At 29.8% G+C, this 15,581-nt stretch carries 17 protein-coding genes and 1 pseudogene; 10 read left to right on the top strand and 8 right to left on the bottom strand.

Annotation, left to right across the window (positions count from 1 at the left end; translation table 11 throughout):
• Nucleotides 1-5 precede the first annotated feature (5 nt).
• Genes DZ65_RS0104000 through DZ65_RS0103985 form a run of 4 tightly spaced genes read left to right on the top strand, consistent with a single transcriptional unit; the run spans nt 6 to nt 2,451 of the window.
• A complete protein-coding gene (locus tag DZ65_RS0104000; RefSeq protein ID WP_024791268.1) occupies nt 6-479 on the top strand; it encodes a hypothetical protein in 474 nt (157 codons plus the stop codon).
• A 41-nt stretch (nt 480-520) separates the two neighbouring features.
• On the top strand, nt 521-1,078 hold the full coding sequence (locus DZ65_RS0103995) for a purine-nucleoside phosphorylase (RefSeq protein WP_024791267.1): 558 nt from the start codon (nt 521-523) through the stop codon (nt 1,076-1,078).
• Nucleotides 1,071-2,114: a 23S rRNA (adenine(2503)-C(2))-methyltransferase RlmN gene (gene rlmN, locus DZ65_RS09850; protein WP_035908141.1), complete on the top strand. Its 1,044-nt coding sequence runs from the start codon at nt 1,071-1,073 to the stop codon at nt 2,112-2,114. The genes DZ65_RS0103995 and rlmN overlap by 8 nt, the downstream gene beginning before the upstream one ends.
• Nucleotides 2,107-2,451 carry a DUF3343 domain-containing protein gene (locus DZ65_RS0103985; RefSeq protein ID WP_024787370.1) on the top strand — a complete coding sequence of 115 codons (345 nt, stop codon included), beginning with the start codon at nt 2,107-2,109 and terminating at the stop codon, nt 2,449-2,451. The genes rlmN and DZ65_RS0103985 overlap by 8 nt, the downstream gene beginning before the upstream one ends.
• Here DZ65_RS0103985 and DZ65_RS0103980 read toward each other — a convergent pair.
• From DZ65_RS0103980 to DZ65_RS10325, 5 genes are read right to left on the bottom strand one after another with little or no spacing between them, the layout of a single operon-like run.
• Entirely contained in the window at nt 2,444-3,259 is an 816-nt protein-coding gene (locus DZ65_RS0103980) for a hypothetical protein (RefSeq protein ID WP_024790748.1), read from the bottom strand. The genes DZ65_RS0103985 and DZ65_RS0103980 overlap by 8 nt on opposite strands.
• Nucleotide 3,260: 1 nt before the next feature.
• Complete coding sequence (locus DZ65_RS0103975; RefSeq protein ID WP_024790747.1) at nt 3,261-3,680, bottom strand: MarR family winged helix-turn-helix transcriptional regulator; 420 nt, start codon at nt 3,678-3,680, stop codon at nt 3,261-3,263.
• Nucleotides 3,681-3,728: 48 nt separating this feature from the next.
• Nucleotides 3,729-4,460 (bottom strand): TIGR01458 family HAD-type hydrolase, encoded by a 732-nt coding sequence (locus tag DZ65_RS0103970; RefSeq protein ID WP_024790746.1) that lies wholly within the window; start codon nt 4,458-4,460, stop codon nt 3,729-3,731.
• Nucleotides 4,441-5,199 carry a diaminopimelate epimerase gene (dapF, locus tag DZ65_RS0103965; RefSeq protein WP_024790745.1) on the bottom strand — a complete coding sequence of 253 codons (759 nt, stop codon included), beginning with the start codon at nt 5,197-5,199 and terminating at the stop codon, nt 4,441-4,443. The genes DZ65_RS0103970 and dapF overlap by 20 nt, the downstream gene beginning before the upstream one ends.
• Nucleotides 5,199-7,268: an EAL domain-containing protein gene (locus DZ65_RS10325; protein ID WP_024791266.1), complete on the bottom strand. Its 2,070-nt coding sequence runs from the start codon at nt 7,266-7,268 to the stop codon at nt 5,199-5,201. Before DZ65_RS10325 ends, dapF begins: the two co-directional genes overlap by 1 nt.
• 38 nt (nt 7,269-7,306) lie before the next feature.
• On the opposite strand from DZ65_RS10325, the pseudogene kdsA reads away from it, so the two are divergent.
• The 3 genes and pseudogenes from kdsA to nusB form a co-directional block, all read left to right on the top strand.
• Nucleotides 7,307-8,104 (top strand): annotated as a pseudogene (gene kdsA, locus DZ65_RS0103955) (3-deoxy-8-phosphooctulonate synthase); the annotation flags it as partial.
• A gap of 33 nt (nt 8,105-8,137) precedes the next feature.
• Nucleotides 8,138-8,608, top strand: a complete 471-nt coding sequence (gene ribH / locus DZ65_RS0103950; protein ID WP_024791264.1) for a 6,7-dimethyl-8-ribityllumazine synthase — start codon at nt 8,138-8,140, stop codon at nt 8,606-8,608.
• A complete protein-coding gene (gene nusB / locus DZ65_RS0103945) occupies nt 8,609-9,031 on the top strand; it encodes a transcription antitermination factor NusB (RefSeq protein ID WP_024790742.1) in 423 nt (140 codons plus the stop codon).
• Here the strand turns inward: nusB and DZ65_RS0103940 are convergent.
• Genes DZ65_RS0103940 through ruvC form a run of 3 tightly spaced genes read right to left on the bottom strand, consistent with a single transcriptional unit; the run spans nt 9,009 to nt 10,548 of the window.
• Nucleotides 9,009-9,482: a host attachment protein gene (locus DZ65_RS0103940; protein ID WP_024791263.1), complete on the bottom strand. Its 474-nt coding sequence runs from the start codon at nt 9,480-9,482 to the stop codon at nt 9,009-9,011. The two genes, nusB and DZ65_RS0103940, sit on opposite strands and share 23 nt — an antisense overlap.
• Nucleotides 9,483-9,508: 26 nt before the next feature.
• Entirely contained in the window at nt 9,509-10,090 is a 582-nt protein-coding gene (locus DZ65_RS0103935) for a trimeric intracellular cation channel family protein (RefSeq protein ID WP_024791262.1), read from the bottom strand.
• Nucleotides 10,084-10,548 carry a crossover junction endodeoxyribonuclease RuvC gene (ruvC, locus tag DZ65_RS0103930; protein ID WP_024791261.1) on the bottom strand — a complete coding sequence of 155 codons (465 nt, stop codon included), beginning with the start codon at nt 10,546-10,548 and terminating at the stop codon, nt 10,084-10,086. Before ruvC ends, DZ65_RS0103935 begins: the two co-directional genes overlap by 7 nt.
• A 169-nt stretch (nt 10,549-10,717) precedes the next feature.
• Between ruvC and dnaA the strand changes: the two genes are divergently transcribed.
• The 3 genes from dnaA (at nt 10,718) to gyrB (ending at nt 15,517) form a co-directional block, all read left to right on the top strand.
• Nucleotides 10,718-12,028 carry a chromosomal replication initiator protein DnaA gene (gene dnaA / locus DZ65_RS0103925; RefSeq protein WP_024791260.1) on the top strand — a complete coding sequence of 437 codons (1,311 nt, stop codon included), beginning with the start codon at nt 10,718-10,720 and terminating at the stop codon, nt 12,026-12,028.
• Between the two features lie 120 nt (nt 12,029-12,148).
• Nucleotides 12,149-13,201 (top strand): DNA polymerase III subunit beta, encoded by a 1,053-nt coding sequence (gene dnaN / locus DZ65_RS0103920; RefSeq protein WP_024791259.1) that lies wholly within the window; start codon nt 12,149-12,151, stop codon nt 13,199-13,201.
• Nucleotides 13,202-13,240: 39 nt separating this feature from the next.
• Nucleotides 13,241-15,517 (top strand): DNA topoisomerase (ATP-hydrolyzing) subunit B, encoded by a 2,277-nt coding sequence (gene gyrB, locus DZ65_RS0103915; RefSeq protein ID WP_024791258.1) that lies wholly within the window; start codon nt 13,241-13,243, stop codon nt 15,515-15,517.
• Nucleotides 15,518-15,581: the final 64 nt, after the last annotated feature.

Here is a 15,581-nt window from a genome sequence, read left to right as displayed (position 1 = left end):
GAAAAATGAAAAATGAGCTTTGCTCATCTGGCCGCTTGAAAAGCGGCTATGATGGAAAATGGAAAATAATTTTATTGTTACCTTTAATTTTAAATGCTTTTAATGTTAAATTTATAAAAATAGAAAAAAAATTTATTATTCCAAATGAAGATGCAGTTTTAATTCAGACAAAAGAAAATTTAATATTTCCTTTTAAATTTTACAGAACAAAAAACGGTTATATTATAAAAGATACCAGAGAAATTGAAAATTACCTGAATAATAAATTTTACGCCCCGAAAGACGCAAAATTTAAATACATTAAAATTGCTGTTGTTGATATGGACCAATTTCAGTATCAAATTATTAAAAAACTATCAAACATTTATAAATCATGTAAAATAAAAAATATTATTTTTTTAAATCCGGACGAGGAAAAAATTGTTTTAAAACCGACAGAAATAAAATTAAGATATAAAATTACATTGGATTGTAAATAAATGTTTCACGTGAAACTATTTATAATAAATGGAGAATAACAATGAAAAATAAAAAATCGGTAATTATTTCAGCCGGAAATCAAGAATTTTTTAATTTTGCTTATCCTATTGGTATAGGACTGATAGAAAGTGCTGTAAATTTGACAAGATTATGTCTTTTTGACAAACCTGATATTATAATATTCATAGGCAGTGCCGGAAGTTATGGAAAAATAAAACCTTTTGAAATAATAAAAACAAAAACCGCTTCAAATATAGAACACTGTTTTTTAAATCAAAAATGTTACACACCGATTGAAAATGTAATTTCTCTTTCTGTTTCACGTGAAACAATTATAAATTCATCAAATTATATAACAACAAGTAAAAAAATTTCAAAAAAATATCTTTCATTGAATATTGATGCTGAAAATATGGAATTTTTTTCCGTACTTAGAGTGGCAAAAGAATTTAATATTCCCGCAATTGGCATTTTTGTAATTACAAATTACTGCTTTAAAAATGCACATAAAGAATACAGCCAAAATATAAAAAAAGCAAAAGAAAAATTAATTAAATATCTAACTGATGAAAAAATAATAAATGAAATTAATGCTTAAAAAACAGTTTATGGATTATTTACCTGAAGAACTGCTCGAAATGGGAATTGAGCCAAAATTCAGAATAAAACAATTATACCAGTGGATATACAGAAAATATACAGATGAATTTGAAAAAATGCAAAATATTCCAAAACTTTTAAGAGAAAAACTTTCAAAAGAATTTATGATAAATCCGTTTGAACTTATAAACCATGAAATTTCAAGTGATGAGACAGAAAAATTTTTATTTAAGTTAATTGACGGAAGAACGGTGGAAACAGTTCTAATTAAAATGAAAGAGAACAAATATACAGTATGTGTTTCAACTCAGGTGGGATGCAAAGTAGGCTGTGCTTTTTGTTTGACTGCAAAAGGGGGATTTGTCAGAAATTTAAGTGCAGGGGAAATTGTCGGACAAGTCTGGTGGATGAAAAAATTTAAAAATTTTGATGAAAACAAAGCACTAAATGTTGTTTATATGGGTATGGGCGAACCTCTTGATAATTATAATAATTTAATAAAAGCAATTAAAATTATTTCACATCCGGACGGGATGAATATTTCAACAAGAAGACAAACTGTCTCAACTTCCGGTATTGCACCAAAAATAAAAAAATTGGGGGAAGAAAATTTAGGGGTTAATTTGGCAATTTCCCTTCATGCTGTTGATGACGAAACAAGAGAAAAACTAATTCCTATGAATAAAGCATATAACATCAAAAGTGTTATAGACGCCATTAAAAAATTTCCTGTCGATAAAAGAAAAAAAGTTATGTTTGAATATTTAGTTATTAAAAATGTAAATGATGACATCAATGCCGCTAAAAAATTGGTAAAATTATTAAACGGAATTCCAAGTAAGGTTAATTTGATTTATTTTAACCCCTATCCAGGAACAGATTTTAAAAGGCCTGACGAAGAGAGTATGAAAAAATTTCAAGATTATCTGATAAATAAAGGAATTATGTGCACTATAAGAAAAAGTAAAGGAATGGATATTTCAGCTGCCTGCGGTCAACTGAGAGAAAAAAAATTAAAGGAAAAAAATGGCTGAGCTTAAATATTTAGCAGATGGAATCAGACTTCATTTAAAAGAATTTTATTATAAATTAACACATGATAATCTTAATGAGTATTATTATTTTCATTTTGATTCAATTGAATCAGGGTTAAAAGCTGAAAAAATTTTACAAAAAGAAAATATAAAATCAATTCCTGTCCCAAATGATATTTTTAAAGATTGCGGGGTGGCAATTCTAACAAAAGAAAAAGAAAAAATAAAAAATATTTTAAAAAACAGAGATATAAATTATGAAATTTATAAATATGAGAATAAAAAGCCTGTAAAAATAGAAGGAAATATAGAAGCTAAAAGCTGCAGGGTTAGTTAAATATTTCTATATCCGCCCTGTTTTTAAGCCTGTCAAAATATGTTTTTAAGATAACTTCCTGTTTTTGCTGGGCCAATTTTGAATAAATTAAATTTTTTACTTTTTCCAAAGGCATTGTTTTTTCACCTTCTTTTTTCACAACATAAAACATTGAGTAATTTGCCCCGTCGTTAAAAATCGGGGAATATCCGCCTTCTTTTATATCTTTTAAAATAAAAATAAGCGATAAAGGCATATTATCAGAATTTAAAACCAAATTTTTGGTACTTATCAAGGGATTGTTTATTAACGGATTTTCTTTTATCTTTTTTAAAAGTTCAGGATTATTGGCGGAATATTTTATAACCTGAATGGAATCAAAAATAGTAAAATCTTTTTTATGATTTTTATAATAATCCGTTATTTCGCTTGGTGCGATTCTAAGTTTGGTCTGAATAATCTGCTCAAACAATTTTCTTTTCAAAAGATTGTTTTTTATCTGTTTTCTTAATTTATTTAGTTCACCTTTTTGGGTCAATATATTTTTAAACTGAAACAAATCCATACCGTTTTGTTTTGCAATTTTCTCCATTTCATTTTCTATTTCAAAATCGTCTACATTTATTCCTCTTTTTTTTATTTCACTTTCGATTAATTTTTGATCAATCAAAACAGACAAAGCCTTTTCTTTAGAGAGATTACTGTTTTTGGCAAAACTGTTTAACTCATATGAAGTAATGGGCTCACCCTCCACATTGGCAATAACTTTATCAACTGTTTTGGCATTTAGACCCATAATCAACAATGCGATTAATAAATATTTTTTCATTTCATTCCTTCATTATTTTTTCTATTTTTTCCAATGTTTTAAACAAACACTCGATTTTTTCTTCCGGTATATTTTGTTCTATTTTTTTTCTAAATTCCAAAGCTTTTTTATCAACTTTATTTAAAATTTTTCTGCCTTTTTCTTTTAATATTAATTTATAAGAACGTTTATCTATATTTTCCTTTTTTATTAAATCTTTTTTTTCCAACGCAATAATAAATCTTGTTATGGCTGCTTTATCTTTATTTAAAATATCCGCAATTTCAGAAGGCGTTAAATTTTTAATGCTTATCAATTTAAGAAATGCATATTGCTCACTTGATATACCAAAATCTTTAATTTCCTTGTTAAAAGCTTTTCTTAAGGAATTGAGTGTATTGGATAATTTAAGAGCTATAGAATTTTCTATATTAAAATGCATAATTTCCCTTCGTCAATTTACTTAGAATTGTATCAAAAACAGAAAAATTTATAAAACTCTTACTATTTCTTTTATTGATTCAATTAAAAAGTCCGGTTTTGCTTTTTTCAAATCGTTTTTTTTAAATTTGCCTGTTTTTACCAAAACAGTTTTAATCCCGCATTTTTTAGCACCTGTTATATCGCTTTCAATATCATCTCCTACCATTATTACCTCGTTTTTATTTAATTCCATATCATCTATTGCTTCATTAAAAAATTCACAGCTTGGTTTTCCAAGTATTTTAGCCTCAATTTCGCTTGAATATTCCAATGCATTTACAAATGCCCCTGCATCAAGTGACAACCCGCCGTTATCTTTAAAATATCTGTTTTTATTCGTTGCCAGAAATTCGGCACCGTCCATTATTTTTCTAAAAGCAATATTCAAATTGTCATAAGAAAAATTTTTATATGCGTCCGCTATTACCACACTGCCCTCACCTTTTAACTCTTTTAAATATTCTTCCGCCTCGTCCGTTGCTATTATAAATGCTTTTTTGCCATGGTTAATTAAATATTTCTTAACTGCGTAAAGGGCTGTAAAAATTTCTTTTTTTTCAATATTGAATCCAAAATTTTTAAGTTTTTTATAAATTATTTCAGGTGTGTTTCTTGAAGAATTGGACAAAAATCTGATTTTATATTTTCTTTTTAAATAATCTATTGTCTCTATCGCCCCGTCAATTACTTTATTTCCTTCATATAAAACCCCTCCTATATCACATAAAATCCCTTTCATTTCTTCCCTCCAATACCGCAGTAAAACACTGTTTTACTTTTCCTTTTAAATAAAGTCTGTCATTATTTATAATAATTTCAAGCTCTTCCTTGCTTTTTGGATAAACCTTTAGACTATCCTTTATTAAATTATTATCTCTCGCAACCAAAAAGCTTGCACACATACCCGTACCGCATGCAAGTGTTTCATCTTCAACACCTCTTTCATAAGTTCTTACAAAAAGTTTATTATCCTTAACTTCGGCCCAGTTTACATTTGCATTATATTTTTCCCTAAGTTTTCTGGCTAAGTTTTTATCAAAATTATTTATGTTTTCCAAAATCACAATATGAGGAACCCCTGTATCATATATTGTAAATTTTTTTCCAAAATCTTCATATCTTTCAATAAATTTATAAGGACTTAACTGTGTTTTTACAATATTTCCTTCTACCTGCGCCTCTATAACTCCTGCAAGGGTTAAAAACCGCATTTTATTGTCTGCGAGATTATTATAATACGCATAATGAGCGGCCGCCCTGCTCCCGTTCCCACACATTTCAGCCTCACTTCCGTCTGAATTATAAAACTGCCATTCAAAATCATATTTGTCATGAGGTAAAATTACAATAAGACCGTCCGCTCCCATCCCTTTAAATCTGTCACATAAAGCTTTTGCCAAATTACTTCTGTTTATTTTTTTAAATGTGTGAAAAATTACAAAATCGTTTCCACTTGCATTATATTTATTTACAACCATTAAAATCCTTTTAGAAATTTTTCTTCAAATTCTTCTGCGTTAATCGGGGGAGAATACAAATATCCCTGAATAATGTCAACACCTTCCAATAATAAAAATTCCTTTTGTCTGTTTGTTTCAACCCCTTCTGCGACAATCGATAAATTAAGGACTCTTCCAAGTAAAATAATAATTCTCACTATTTCTTCGTCATCCCTGTCTATACCTATATCTTTTACAAAAGTTTTATCTATCTTCAACTCTGTTAATGGAAATTTTTTAAGGTATGATAAAGATGAATAATCCGTCCCAAAATCGTCAATGGAAATTCCTATTCCCAAATTTCTCAGCCTGTTTAAACCACCAACACTTTTTTGTGGATTTTTCATTATACTCTCTTCCGTGACTTCTAAAATCAAATTTTTAGAATCAAAATTATTATCGTTTAAAATAGCTTCTATTTGATTTATAAAATTATTGTCCTGCAAATCTATCATAGTAATATTGCAGCTGATTTTCCCGGGATTATATCCCTCTTCCTGCCATTTTATATATTGATTAACAGCTTTTTTCAGCACAATTAAATCAATATTTTTGATTAATTTTTTTTCATATGCAATTTGCAAAAATTTATCGGGAGTTAACAGACCTTTTTTAGGATGATTCCATCTTATCAGCACTTCACTTCCGTATAAGTGTTCATCTTTTGAAACTTTCGGCTGAAAATAAATATCAAACTCTTCATTTTCTATTGCTTTTATTAAATCCCTTTTTAATTCGGTTTTTTCTTTAATTTTTTCACCCAACTCTTTTTTATAAAATTCAAAATTTCCTTTACCTTTTCTTTTTGCTTCATACATTGCCATATCGGCATATTTAATCAAATCATTCAAATCTTCGCTGTCAACCGGATAAACAGAAACACCTATGCTCGAATCTATATTAATTTCTTTAATGTTTATTAAAATTTTTTCTTTTATAGCCTTTTTAAGCCTGTCAATAACAATTAAAACCTCATCAATTTTATTATAAGGAATAAAAACAAGAAACTCATCCCCGCCGAATCTGATTAAAATATCGTCTTTTCTTAAAACATTTTTTAATCTTTTTGAAATTACCTTTAATAAGATATCTCCGTATTTATGTCCCAAAGTGTCATTAACTTCTTTAAAGTAATCCAAATCTATAAACAAAACGGCCAGTTTTTTATTTTCCCTTTTAATTTTTGCCTGTAAGATTCCAAATACATATTTTAAATAATTTCTGTTAAAAAGTCCCGTTAAATTGTCCGTAATGCTTTTTTCTCTTATTTTTAACTGTTCTTTTTCAATTTCTTTTTCATAATCCAAGAACATTTTTTGAACTATTTTTGCCAGAATATATGAAATAATTAAAGAAACAAATAAAATTAAAAAACTGAAAATTTTTAATTTTTTACTCATTTCTTTAAATAACTGCTGCTGTTTTTTTTGAAGTTTCACCAATCTTTTATTCAAAAAATTAATATATACCCCGCTTCCCACCAATGCGTCAAACGGTTTGAAAACTTTAACATAAGAAACTTTCCACACAGGCTTTTTGTTAAAATTGTATCCCAAATATTTTACATATGTCCCGCCGGGATGTTTTTTGGCTTCATTTACCAAAAGCTGAAACACTTTTATTCCGTTTCTTGTTAAATTCCATCTGTTTATTTTCATTAAACCATGATCGGGATGATATAATGTGTTTCCGTAAAAATCCAAAATAAAAATATAACCTTTATTGGGCCATCTGAAATTATCAAAAATTTTCACTATTTTTTTTAAAATTTTCTGTTTACAAATATTTTTTGAAATATGCTGTTTATTACATTTTTGAATTTCTTCATTATATATTGTGACTAAAATATTATAAGCTATATCAACCCTGATTTTGGTAGTTGTTTTAAGGTCTTTGAAAAATTCTTTTTGAGTTTGAATCTGCTGTTTTTTAAAATAACCCTCAAGCGTGATAAAAACAGAAACATAAGAAACAACAACCGCAAAAAGTGTCATTAAAATAGGCAATAAAAAAATCTGCAAAGATATCTTTTTAACTTTTTTGGTCATTCAGCTCCTTTTTATTATGTTATAATCATACCAAAAAAAGGCGGTTTATGATATTAATTTCAGGACCTTGCGTAATAGAAAGCAAAGAACAGATTTTTAAAATTGCGGAATATCTAAAACCATACAAAGAAAAATACGATTTTTATTTTAAAGCAAGCTTTGATAAAGCCAACAGAACTTCATTAAATTCCTATAGAGGCCCCGGAATTGACAAGGGGCTTGAGATACTAAATGAAGTAAAAGAAAAATTCGGATACAAACTTTTAACTGATGTTCATGAAACATGGCAGGTTCAAAAAGCAGCTGAGGTTGTGGATGTTCTTCAAATTCCGGCGTTTCTTTGCCGCCAGACGGATTTACTTGTAGAAGCAGCAAAAACAGATAAAATAGTTAATATTAAAAAAGGCCAGTTTATGAATCCGGCCGATATGAAATATTCTGTTTTAAAAGTGCTTGAAACAAGAGGGATAAAAGAAGCCGCATACGAAAATTCAAAAAAATACGGTGTATGGTTAACTGAAAGAGGCACCACATTCGGATATGGAAATTTAGTGGTTGATATGAGAAGTCTGATTATTATGAGAAATTACGCACCTGTTGTTTTTGATGCAACACACAGCGTTCAGATGCCGGGCGGCGCCGGAGGAAAAAGCAGCGGTAAAAGGGAATTCGTGCCATATTTAAGCAAAGCTGCCGCAGCGGTTGGGATTGACGGATTTTTCTTTGAAACACATTACAATCCAGATGAGGCTTTAAGCGACGGACCTAATATGATTACACCTGAAATATTGAAAAACATTTTAAAAGACATTGATTGTATAAATAAATGCAAATAAATTAATAATGGAAAATTAAGAGAAAGGAACAGCATGAAAGTAATCGAAGGAAATTTACAATTAAAAGGAAGTGAAAAAATTGCAATAATAGCAAGCAGATTCAATCATTTAATTACGGACAGATTAGTAGAAGGGGCAAAAGATGCATTTTTAAGAAACGGGGGAAAGGAAGAAAATTTGAGCCTTATTTTGGTTCCAGGTGCATTTGAAATTCCGTTTGCCCTAAAAAGAGCGCTAAAATTAAATAAATTTGACGGAATTGTCTGTGTGGGGGCGGTAATCAGGGGGGCAACCCCTCATTTCGATTATGTGGCGGCGGAAGCCACAAAAGGAATAGCAAATACCACCTTACATTCAAACACACCTGTGACATTTGGCCTTTTAACCACAGATACAATAGAACAGGCCATAGAAAGGGCAGGGACAAAAGCCGGAAACAAAGGTTTTGAAGCAATGACAGGACTTATTGAAATGATAAATTTATATAAAAATTTAGGAGAATAAATGGCCACAATCACACATGCAAGAGAAGCAGTCATTCAAACATTATATGCAAAAGAAATGGGAAATGACGATGCTTTTAACCAGTTTGAAGAAATATTAAAAGACAAAAAAGTAAAAGATGCCAAAGCAGGGTTTGCCAAAAAATTATTAAAAGGAATAACAGAAAATTTAGACAAAATAGATGAAATAATAAAAAATCATTTAATAGACTGGGATTTTGAGAGACTTGATAAGGTTGACAAACAGATTTTAAGACTTGGTGTTTATGAAATACTTTTTACCGACACACCTTATCAGATAGTTATAAACGAAGCAATTAAAATAGCCAAAAACTTTTCAGAAGACAAATCAAAAGGTTTTATTAACGGTATTTTGGATAAAGTGGCAAAAGAGAAAGAGATTATTTTAAAATCTCTGGCTTAAATTCTTTAAGTAGTCTGTTTTTATCTGTTTTTAATAAATCTTTTTCAACTACCCTGAAAATTTTATCTTTATTTTTAAGTTTTTCCAAAATATCTTTGGCATAAATTTTAGGAAGAGATAAAAACACTTTTTTTTCTCCAAGTTCATTTATTATTAAATCAATATCTTCGGCCACATCTTTTACGGCTTCATTTATAATTTCCTGTTTTAGGGTATGTTTTTCCCCACTTGTGGCTCTGTCTAAAAATCCTGGCTTATACGTCGTGCCGGCTGTGTCTGTAATTAAATCCTGAAGTTTTTTATGGGATTCGACCACATCTATACCTCTTACAAAATCAAGTTTGATTTTCTCAGGTTTTAAACCGGCTTCGGCTTCCGGTGTTCTTGGAGAGGCAATATATGCTTTAATTTCTCCAAGTCCTGCAACTATAACTAAATCTCCTACTTTCATATTACTCCTTTTTTTTTAAATTATACTTAAATTTTTGGCAAATGCCAATCGTAAATATATGCAAAAATTCTTAAAATTATTCCAAAAATAAAAATAAACGGTATTAAAAAATTATAATTAAAAAAATAAATTATAAAACCGATAATAATACTGATGCTTCCGTAAAATTTTTCTCTTAATATAAAGGGAACCTCATTTATCATAATATCCCTTATCATTCCGCCGCCCACAGCTGTTATTAAAGCCAAAAAAACAACACCGAAAATATTAAACCCCGCATTTATTGCCGCTAAAGATCCGGAAATAGAAAAAGAGGAAAGCCCTATCGCATCGCTTAAAATAAAAATGGTTTTATTTTCAATATTTTTTTGATGAAATTTTAAATAAATTCCTATAATTACAACTATTAAAACTATGCTCCCTGCAAAAGAATTATTAAAAGCAAAAATATTTCTATGAGTCAATAAATCCCTGATAATCCCTCCCCCGAGCGCTGTAAAAAAAGCGCTTAAAATTATTCCAAGCATATCAAGCCTGTTTTTAACGCCTATTATAAATCCGCTGATTGAAAAAGCTATTATACCTATAATATCCGCTATTTCTAACATTTTATCCTCTGAGCGTGGGTAATTGCCACAGCAATTGCATCGGTAATATCAAAAGGTTTGATTTCACTTTTTATACCCAAAATTTTTTTAACCATAAATGCAACCTGCTCTTTTGCGGCTTTTCCGTTTCCTGTTACAGCTTTTTTTACCTGAAGTGGGGTATATTCAAAAAAATTCCCATGGATTTGCAAAACCCTAAGACTCAAAGCCCCCCTGAACTGGGCCAGTTTAAGAACGGTTTTCGGGTTAAACGCATAAAAAATATTTTCTATTGCGACATCGTCTATATCATTTTGATATATATTATCAATCCCTTCTATAAGTTCGGACAATTGATACTGTAACTCTTTTTCTTTTATTTTTATAATTCCCGCATCTATCAGATGAATTTTGGGCTTTGTTTCAATAATTGCATATCCGCACCTGATGGTTCCGGGATCGATTCCCAATATTTTCATTATTTCCTTTCACAATTAATTCAGTTTTTATTCACATCTTTTTCACAATGTGAATAACTTATATAGACATTTATTTTAGGTTATGATAAAATTAAATTCACATAAATTTTCACAAATTTTTCAATATGTGAATAAAAAAATTTTCACAAAATTTATACAAAGGTTTAAATTGAACTTATTTGAAAAAATAAAAAAACACTTAAAAAGTGAAAATCCTGTGAATTATAATAAATTTTTAAAAAATTTAACACTCGATGAAGAAAATTCATCATCATCGCATCTGATAATCAAAGCCGCAAATATTTTCATAGCAAGTTATATAAAAAGAAAATTTTTAAATAAAATAATTTCACTTTATGAAAAAGAAACGGGAATAAAACCCAATATTGAAATTATAACCGGAAAAATAAAACCTAAAATTACAAATATTGAAACCGCCCCTTCCCTTACCCAAATCAGTGTTCTGATTCCCGAATATACGTTTGAGAGTTTTATAGTGGGCCCTTCAAACCAGTTTGCATACACAGCTGCAAAAAGTGTGGCTGAAAACCCAGGAAAAAATTACAACCCACTGTTTATATACGGAGGTGTCGGACTCGGAAAAACGCACCTGCTCCAGGCAATTGGAAATTATCTTAAAAACAGACTCAATGTATTGTATGTAACAAGCGAACAGTTTATGAACGAATTTATAGAAAACATAAGAATGAAAACACCCGAGAGATTTCACGAAAAATACAGAAACTGCGATGTACTGCTTATCGACGATGTTCAGTTTTTTGCCGGGAAAGAACAGACCCAGGAAGAATTTTTCCATACTTTCAATGAACTGTATAATCAAAAAAAACAAATCTGCCTAACAGCGGACAGACCTCCCAAAAAACTTTATGACCTGGTAGACAGACTCAGAAGCAGATTTGAAGCAGGACTTATAGTGGATATCCAACCTCCGGAACTTGAAACAAAAATAGAAATAATAAGAAAAAAATGTGAACTTAACGGAATTTATCTGCCAGATGAAATAATAGAATATATTGCTACAAAACTCGATTCCAATATACGTGAAATTGAAGGGATGATTACAAAAATAAATGCAATGTCCAAAATTCTTGGAGTAAACAAAATTACTCTCGATTTTGCAAAACAGGCGCTAAAAGAACACATAAAAGATAAAAAAGAAAATATTACACTCGAGGATATAATAGAATTAATTGCAAAAGAATTCAATATAAAACCAAGCGAAATAAGTTCAAAAAGCAGAAACAGAAATATTGTTCAGGCAAGAAGATGCGCAATTTACCTTGCAAGAGAATTTACCCAGGAATCAACTCCTAAAATTGCGAAATATTTTGGTCTCAAAGATCACAGTGCGGTAAGCCATGCTATAAAAAGTTTTAACAAAAAATTAAAAGAAGACGGGGATTTCAGAATGAAAATAGAAGAGCTCAAAAGTAAAATACAACTTAAAAAAAGTGAATAATGTGAACAAAAAAAATTTCACATTCACCAAGAAAAATTAGATATAATGGTAAAAAATAAAGTTTTTCACATATTAACGCTGCTTACTATTACTATTAAAGAAATTTAAAAAGGAGAAACAATGCATATCAAAATTGAAAAACCGTTAATGGAAAGCATATTATCAAATATAATGGGTTTTACTGAAAAAAAAGACAACACCCAGATAACATCACATATTTTATTAGAAGCAGACGAAGAACTGACGATAAAAGCTACAGATAAAGAAATAGGAATAAAACTATCAACAGAATGTGAAATATTAAAAAAAGGCAAAACAACATTAAATGCTAAAAAAATAAATGATATCGTAAAAGCCCTTAAAAACAAAGAAATTGAAATAATTTCCGAAAATGACAAAATAACAGTAATCCAAGACACCTCCGTATATAAGTTAATTTCATTCGATCCTAATCAATTTCCTGAATTTCCGACAACAGATAATTTGGAAGCAATAGATATAAATATAGATGAATTTCAGGATGCAATAAAAAAAATTTATCCGGTAATCGATACAAATAATCCGAAATATGAATTAAACGGTGCTTTATTTGATTTAAAAGAAAAATCAAATTTTGTTTCAACCGATACAAGAAGACTTGCTGTTTATTATTCAAATGCAAAAGCAAAAGAAAATAAAATAATAGTACCTAAACGTTCAATTGCAGAAATTAAAAGAATTATAAGAGATGATATGCAGATTTTTTATGACGAGACTTATTTAATTTTAAAAAACAAAAACATATTCTTTTTCACCAAACTGATAAATGGAAAATTTCCTACTTATGAAAAAATTATACCAAAAAATCTGATATATAAATTAAAAATTGATAAAAATGAATTTCTTTCCCATTTAAAACAGATAAGTATAGTATCCACAGAGGTAAAAATTACAATAAGAAAAGACAAAATTGAATTTGAAAGTATATCAGAAGAAAGTATGCAGGCTAAAACAAGTTTTGATTACAGCTGTGATATAGAAGAATTCACATTTGCCGTCAACAGCAGATATATAATAGACTTTTTAACTGTAATAGATAAAGAAGATTTTATCTTGGGGTTAAACGAACCAAATATTCCATTTATCTTAAACAGTGAGAATTTCCTGACAATAGTAATGCCTCTTAATATATGATATAATATTAATAAAATAAATATATTTTAAAGGTTATATATGGGTGAATACAAAGCTAAAAATATAAGAGTTCTAAAAGGACTTGAAGCTGTCAGAAAAAGACCGGGAATGTATATCGGTGATACCGGTGTAAGAGGTCTTCATCATCTGGTTTATGAAGTGGTTGATAATTCAATAGATGAAGCGATGGCAGGATATGCCAATAAGATAAAAGTAAAAATTCTTAGAGACGGCAGTGCGGAAATAGAAGACAACGGAAGAGGAATTCCCGTTGATATACATCCGGACGAAAAAATACCGGCAGCCACCGTTGTTTTAACGGTACTTCACGCCGGAGGAAAATTTGACAATAAAACATATAAAGTTTCGGGCGGACTTCACGGGGTAGGGGTGTCTGTAGTAAATGCCCTAAGTAAAAAACTGATAATGACTATTAAAAGAAACGGAAAAATATATTTTCAGGAATTTGAAAGAGGCAAACCCGTAACCGATTTAGAAATAACAGGAGATACAAACAGAACAGGTACATCAATAAGATTTTGGCCTGATGATGAAATATTTGAAACCACTGAATTTAAAAGCGAAATTCTAAAAAAAAGACTAAAAGAATTGGCTTATCTTAATCCGAATATTACTATTTATTTTGAAAATGAAAATGACGGCGTTAAAGAAGTTTATCATTATGAAGGCGGAATAAAAGATTTTGTAAAAACTCTTACAAACAAAGAGTGCATTACAGATGTTATTTATACAAACGACCGTTATGAAGATGAAGAAAAAGCATTGGATTTGGAAATTGCTTTATGTTATGACAGCGGTTATGATGAAAAGGTTTTAAGTTTTGTAAACAATATTAAAACACCGGAGGGAGGAACGCATGAAAGCGGATTTAAAGCAGGGCTCTCTAAAGCGGTGATTAATTATATAAATAAAAATATGAAACTTAAAGACAATATAAAAATTACCGGGGACGATGTAAAAGAAGGAATCAATGCAATAATCAGCGTTAAAATGAGTGAGCCTCAGTTTGAAGGACAGACAAAAGGAAAACTCGGAAGTTCTTACGTAAAACCGATTACACAAAAAGTCACTTATGAATTTTTAACAAGATATTTTGAAGAAAATCCCAATGGCGCAAAAATTATTTCCCAAAAAGCAATAGCAGCAGCAAGAAGCAGGCTTGCCGCAAAAAGAGCAAGGGATTTAACAAGAAAACAGGCAAAAGTCGGTGTCGGAACACTTCCCGGAAAATTAGCGGACTGCCAAAGCAAAGATGCAGGTGAATCCGAATTGTATCTGGTTGAGGGAGACAGTGCCGGAGGAAGTGCAAAACAAGGAAGAGATAGAGTATTTCAAGCAATTTTGCCTCTTAGGGGTAAAATACTTAATACTCAAAAATCTACGAATGCCAAAGCTCTAAGTTCTGAAGAGATTAAAAATATAATTACAGCGCTTGGAACAGGTATAGGGGGTGATTTTGATATAGAAAAAATCAGATACAATAAAATTATTATAATGACCGATGCCGATGTGGACGGAAGCCATATCCAAACACTTATTATGACATTTTTCTTTAATCATTTAAGGGAAGTAATTGAAAACGGTTATTTATATATAGCCCAGCCTCCTTTATACAGATACAAAAAAGGGAAAATTGAAAAATATCTTAAAGACGAAAAAGAACTGAATGAATTTTTAATTGAGCAGGGTATAAATTCCATAGATATTACAGGGGTAGGAAAACCGGAACTCAAAGAATTACTCAAAAATGCGGCTTATTATAAACTGCTGCTTAAAAAACTTTCAATCAGGTTTAATATTCCCGAAGTCATAAGATATTTGGTAGAGCATGATTCAATTGAAGGTTTGGAAGAGTATTTAAAATCAATCGGATTTAATATTATTTCCAGACATAACAACCATTTTTATATTCAAACAACAAGAGGACTTGAAGAGATGACAATTGATGAAAAACTTCTTAATCATCCTTTGTTTATAGAAGCTAAAAAAATTTTTAATAAATTAAAAGAATATAAAGATTTGATTGAAGGTGATTATTTGGAATTATTGGATGAGGTGGTTGCCAAAGCAAGAAAAGGGGCTAACATACAAAGATACAAAGGTCTTGGTGAAATGAATCCGGAACAGCTTTGGGAGACTACAATGAATCCTGAAAACAGGGTATTGGTGCAGGTAACTATGGAAGATGCCGAAGAAGCGGCCAAAAAATTTGAACTGTTTATGGGAAGCGAAGTGGCACCGAGAAGAGAATATATCCAGGCTAATGCAAAAGAAGTTGAAAATCTGGATGTGTAAGGAATAAAATGCAATTTTGTTATAAAAATGGAAAATTGTTAATAGAAATTGATAAAGATATAGG

The organism is Lebetimonas sp. JS032, assembly GCF_000523315.1.
GTDB lineage: Bacteria > Campylobacterota > Campylobacteria > Campylobacterales > Nautiliaceae > Lebetimonas.
This window is presented reverse-complemented; position numbering and strand designations above follow the sequence as displayed.

What these genes read in the sequence shown, in the direction of transcription:
- dapF (WP_024790745.1), bottom strand. Translation starts at nt 5,199, where the DNA reads ATGGTTGTAAATAAATATAATGCAAGTGGAAACGATTTTGTAATTTTT.
- DZ65_RS0103995 (WP_024791267.1), top strand. Translation starts at nt 521, where the DNA reads ATGAAAAATAAAAAATCGGTAATTATTTCAGCCGGAAATCAAGAATTT.
- DZ65_RS0103985 (WP_024787370.1), top strand. Translation starts at nt 2,107, where the DNA reads ATGGCTGAGCTTAAATATTTAGCAGATGGAATCAGACTTCATTTAAAA.
- DZ65_RS0104000 (WP_024791268.1), top strand. Translation starts at nt 6, where the DNA reads ATGAAAAATGAGCTTTGCTCATCTGGCCGCTTGAAAAGCGGCTATGAT.
- DZ65_RS0103970 (WP_024790746.1), bottom strand. Translation starts at nt 4,460, where the DNA reads ATGAAAGGGATTTTATGTGATATAGGAGGGGTTTTATATGAAGGAAAT.
- rlmN (WP_035908141.1), top strand. Translation starts at nt 1,071, where the DNA reads ATGCTTAAAAAACAGTTTATGGATTATTTACCTGAAGAACTGCTCGAA.
- dnaN (WP_024791259.1), top strand. Translation starts at nt 12,149, where the DNA reads ATGCATATCAAAATTGAAAAACCGTTAATGGAAAGCATATTATCAAAT.
- DZ65_RS0103980 (WP_024790748.1), bottom strand. Translation starts at nt 3,259, where the DNA reads ATGAAAAAATATTTATTAATCGCATTGTTGATTATGGGTCTAAATGCC.
- DZ65_RS0103975 (WP_024790747.1), bottom strand. Translation starts at nt 3,680, where the DNA reads ATGCATTTTAATATAGAAAATTCTATAGCTCTTAAATTATCCAATACA.
- ruvC (WP_024791261.1), bottom strand. Translation starts at nt 10,548, where the DNA reads ATGAAAATATTGGGAATCGATCCCGGAACCATCAGGTGCGGATATGCA.
- gyrB (WP_024791258.1), top strand. Translation starts at nt 13,241, where the DNA reads ATGGGTGAATACAAAGCTAAAAATATAAGAGTTCTAAAAGGACTTGAA.
- DZ65_RS0103935 (WP_024791262.1), bottom strand. Translation starts at nt 10,090, where the DNA reads ATGTTAGAAATAGCGGATATTATAGGTATAATAGCTTTTTCAATCAGC.
- DZ65_RS0103940 (WP_024791263.1), bottom strand. Translation starts at nt 9,482, where the DNA reads ATGAAAGTAGGAGATTTAGTTATAGTTGCAGGACTTGGAGAAATTAAA.
- ribH (WP_024791264.1), top strand. Translation starts at nt 8,138, where the DNA reads ATGAAAGTAATCGAAGGAAATTTACAATTAAAAGGAAGTGAAAAAATT.
- DZ65_RS10325 (WP_024791266.1), bottom strand. Translation starts at nt 7,268, where the DNA reads ATGACCAAAAAAGTTAAAAAGATATCTTTGCAGATTTTTTTATTGCCT.
- nusB (WP_024790742.1), top strand. Translation starts at nt 8,609, where the DNA reads ATGGCCACAATCACACATGCAAGAGAAGCAGTCATTCAAACATTATAT.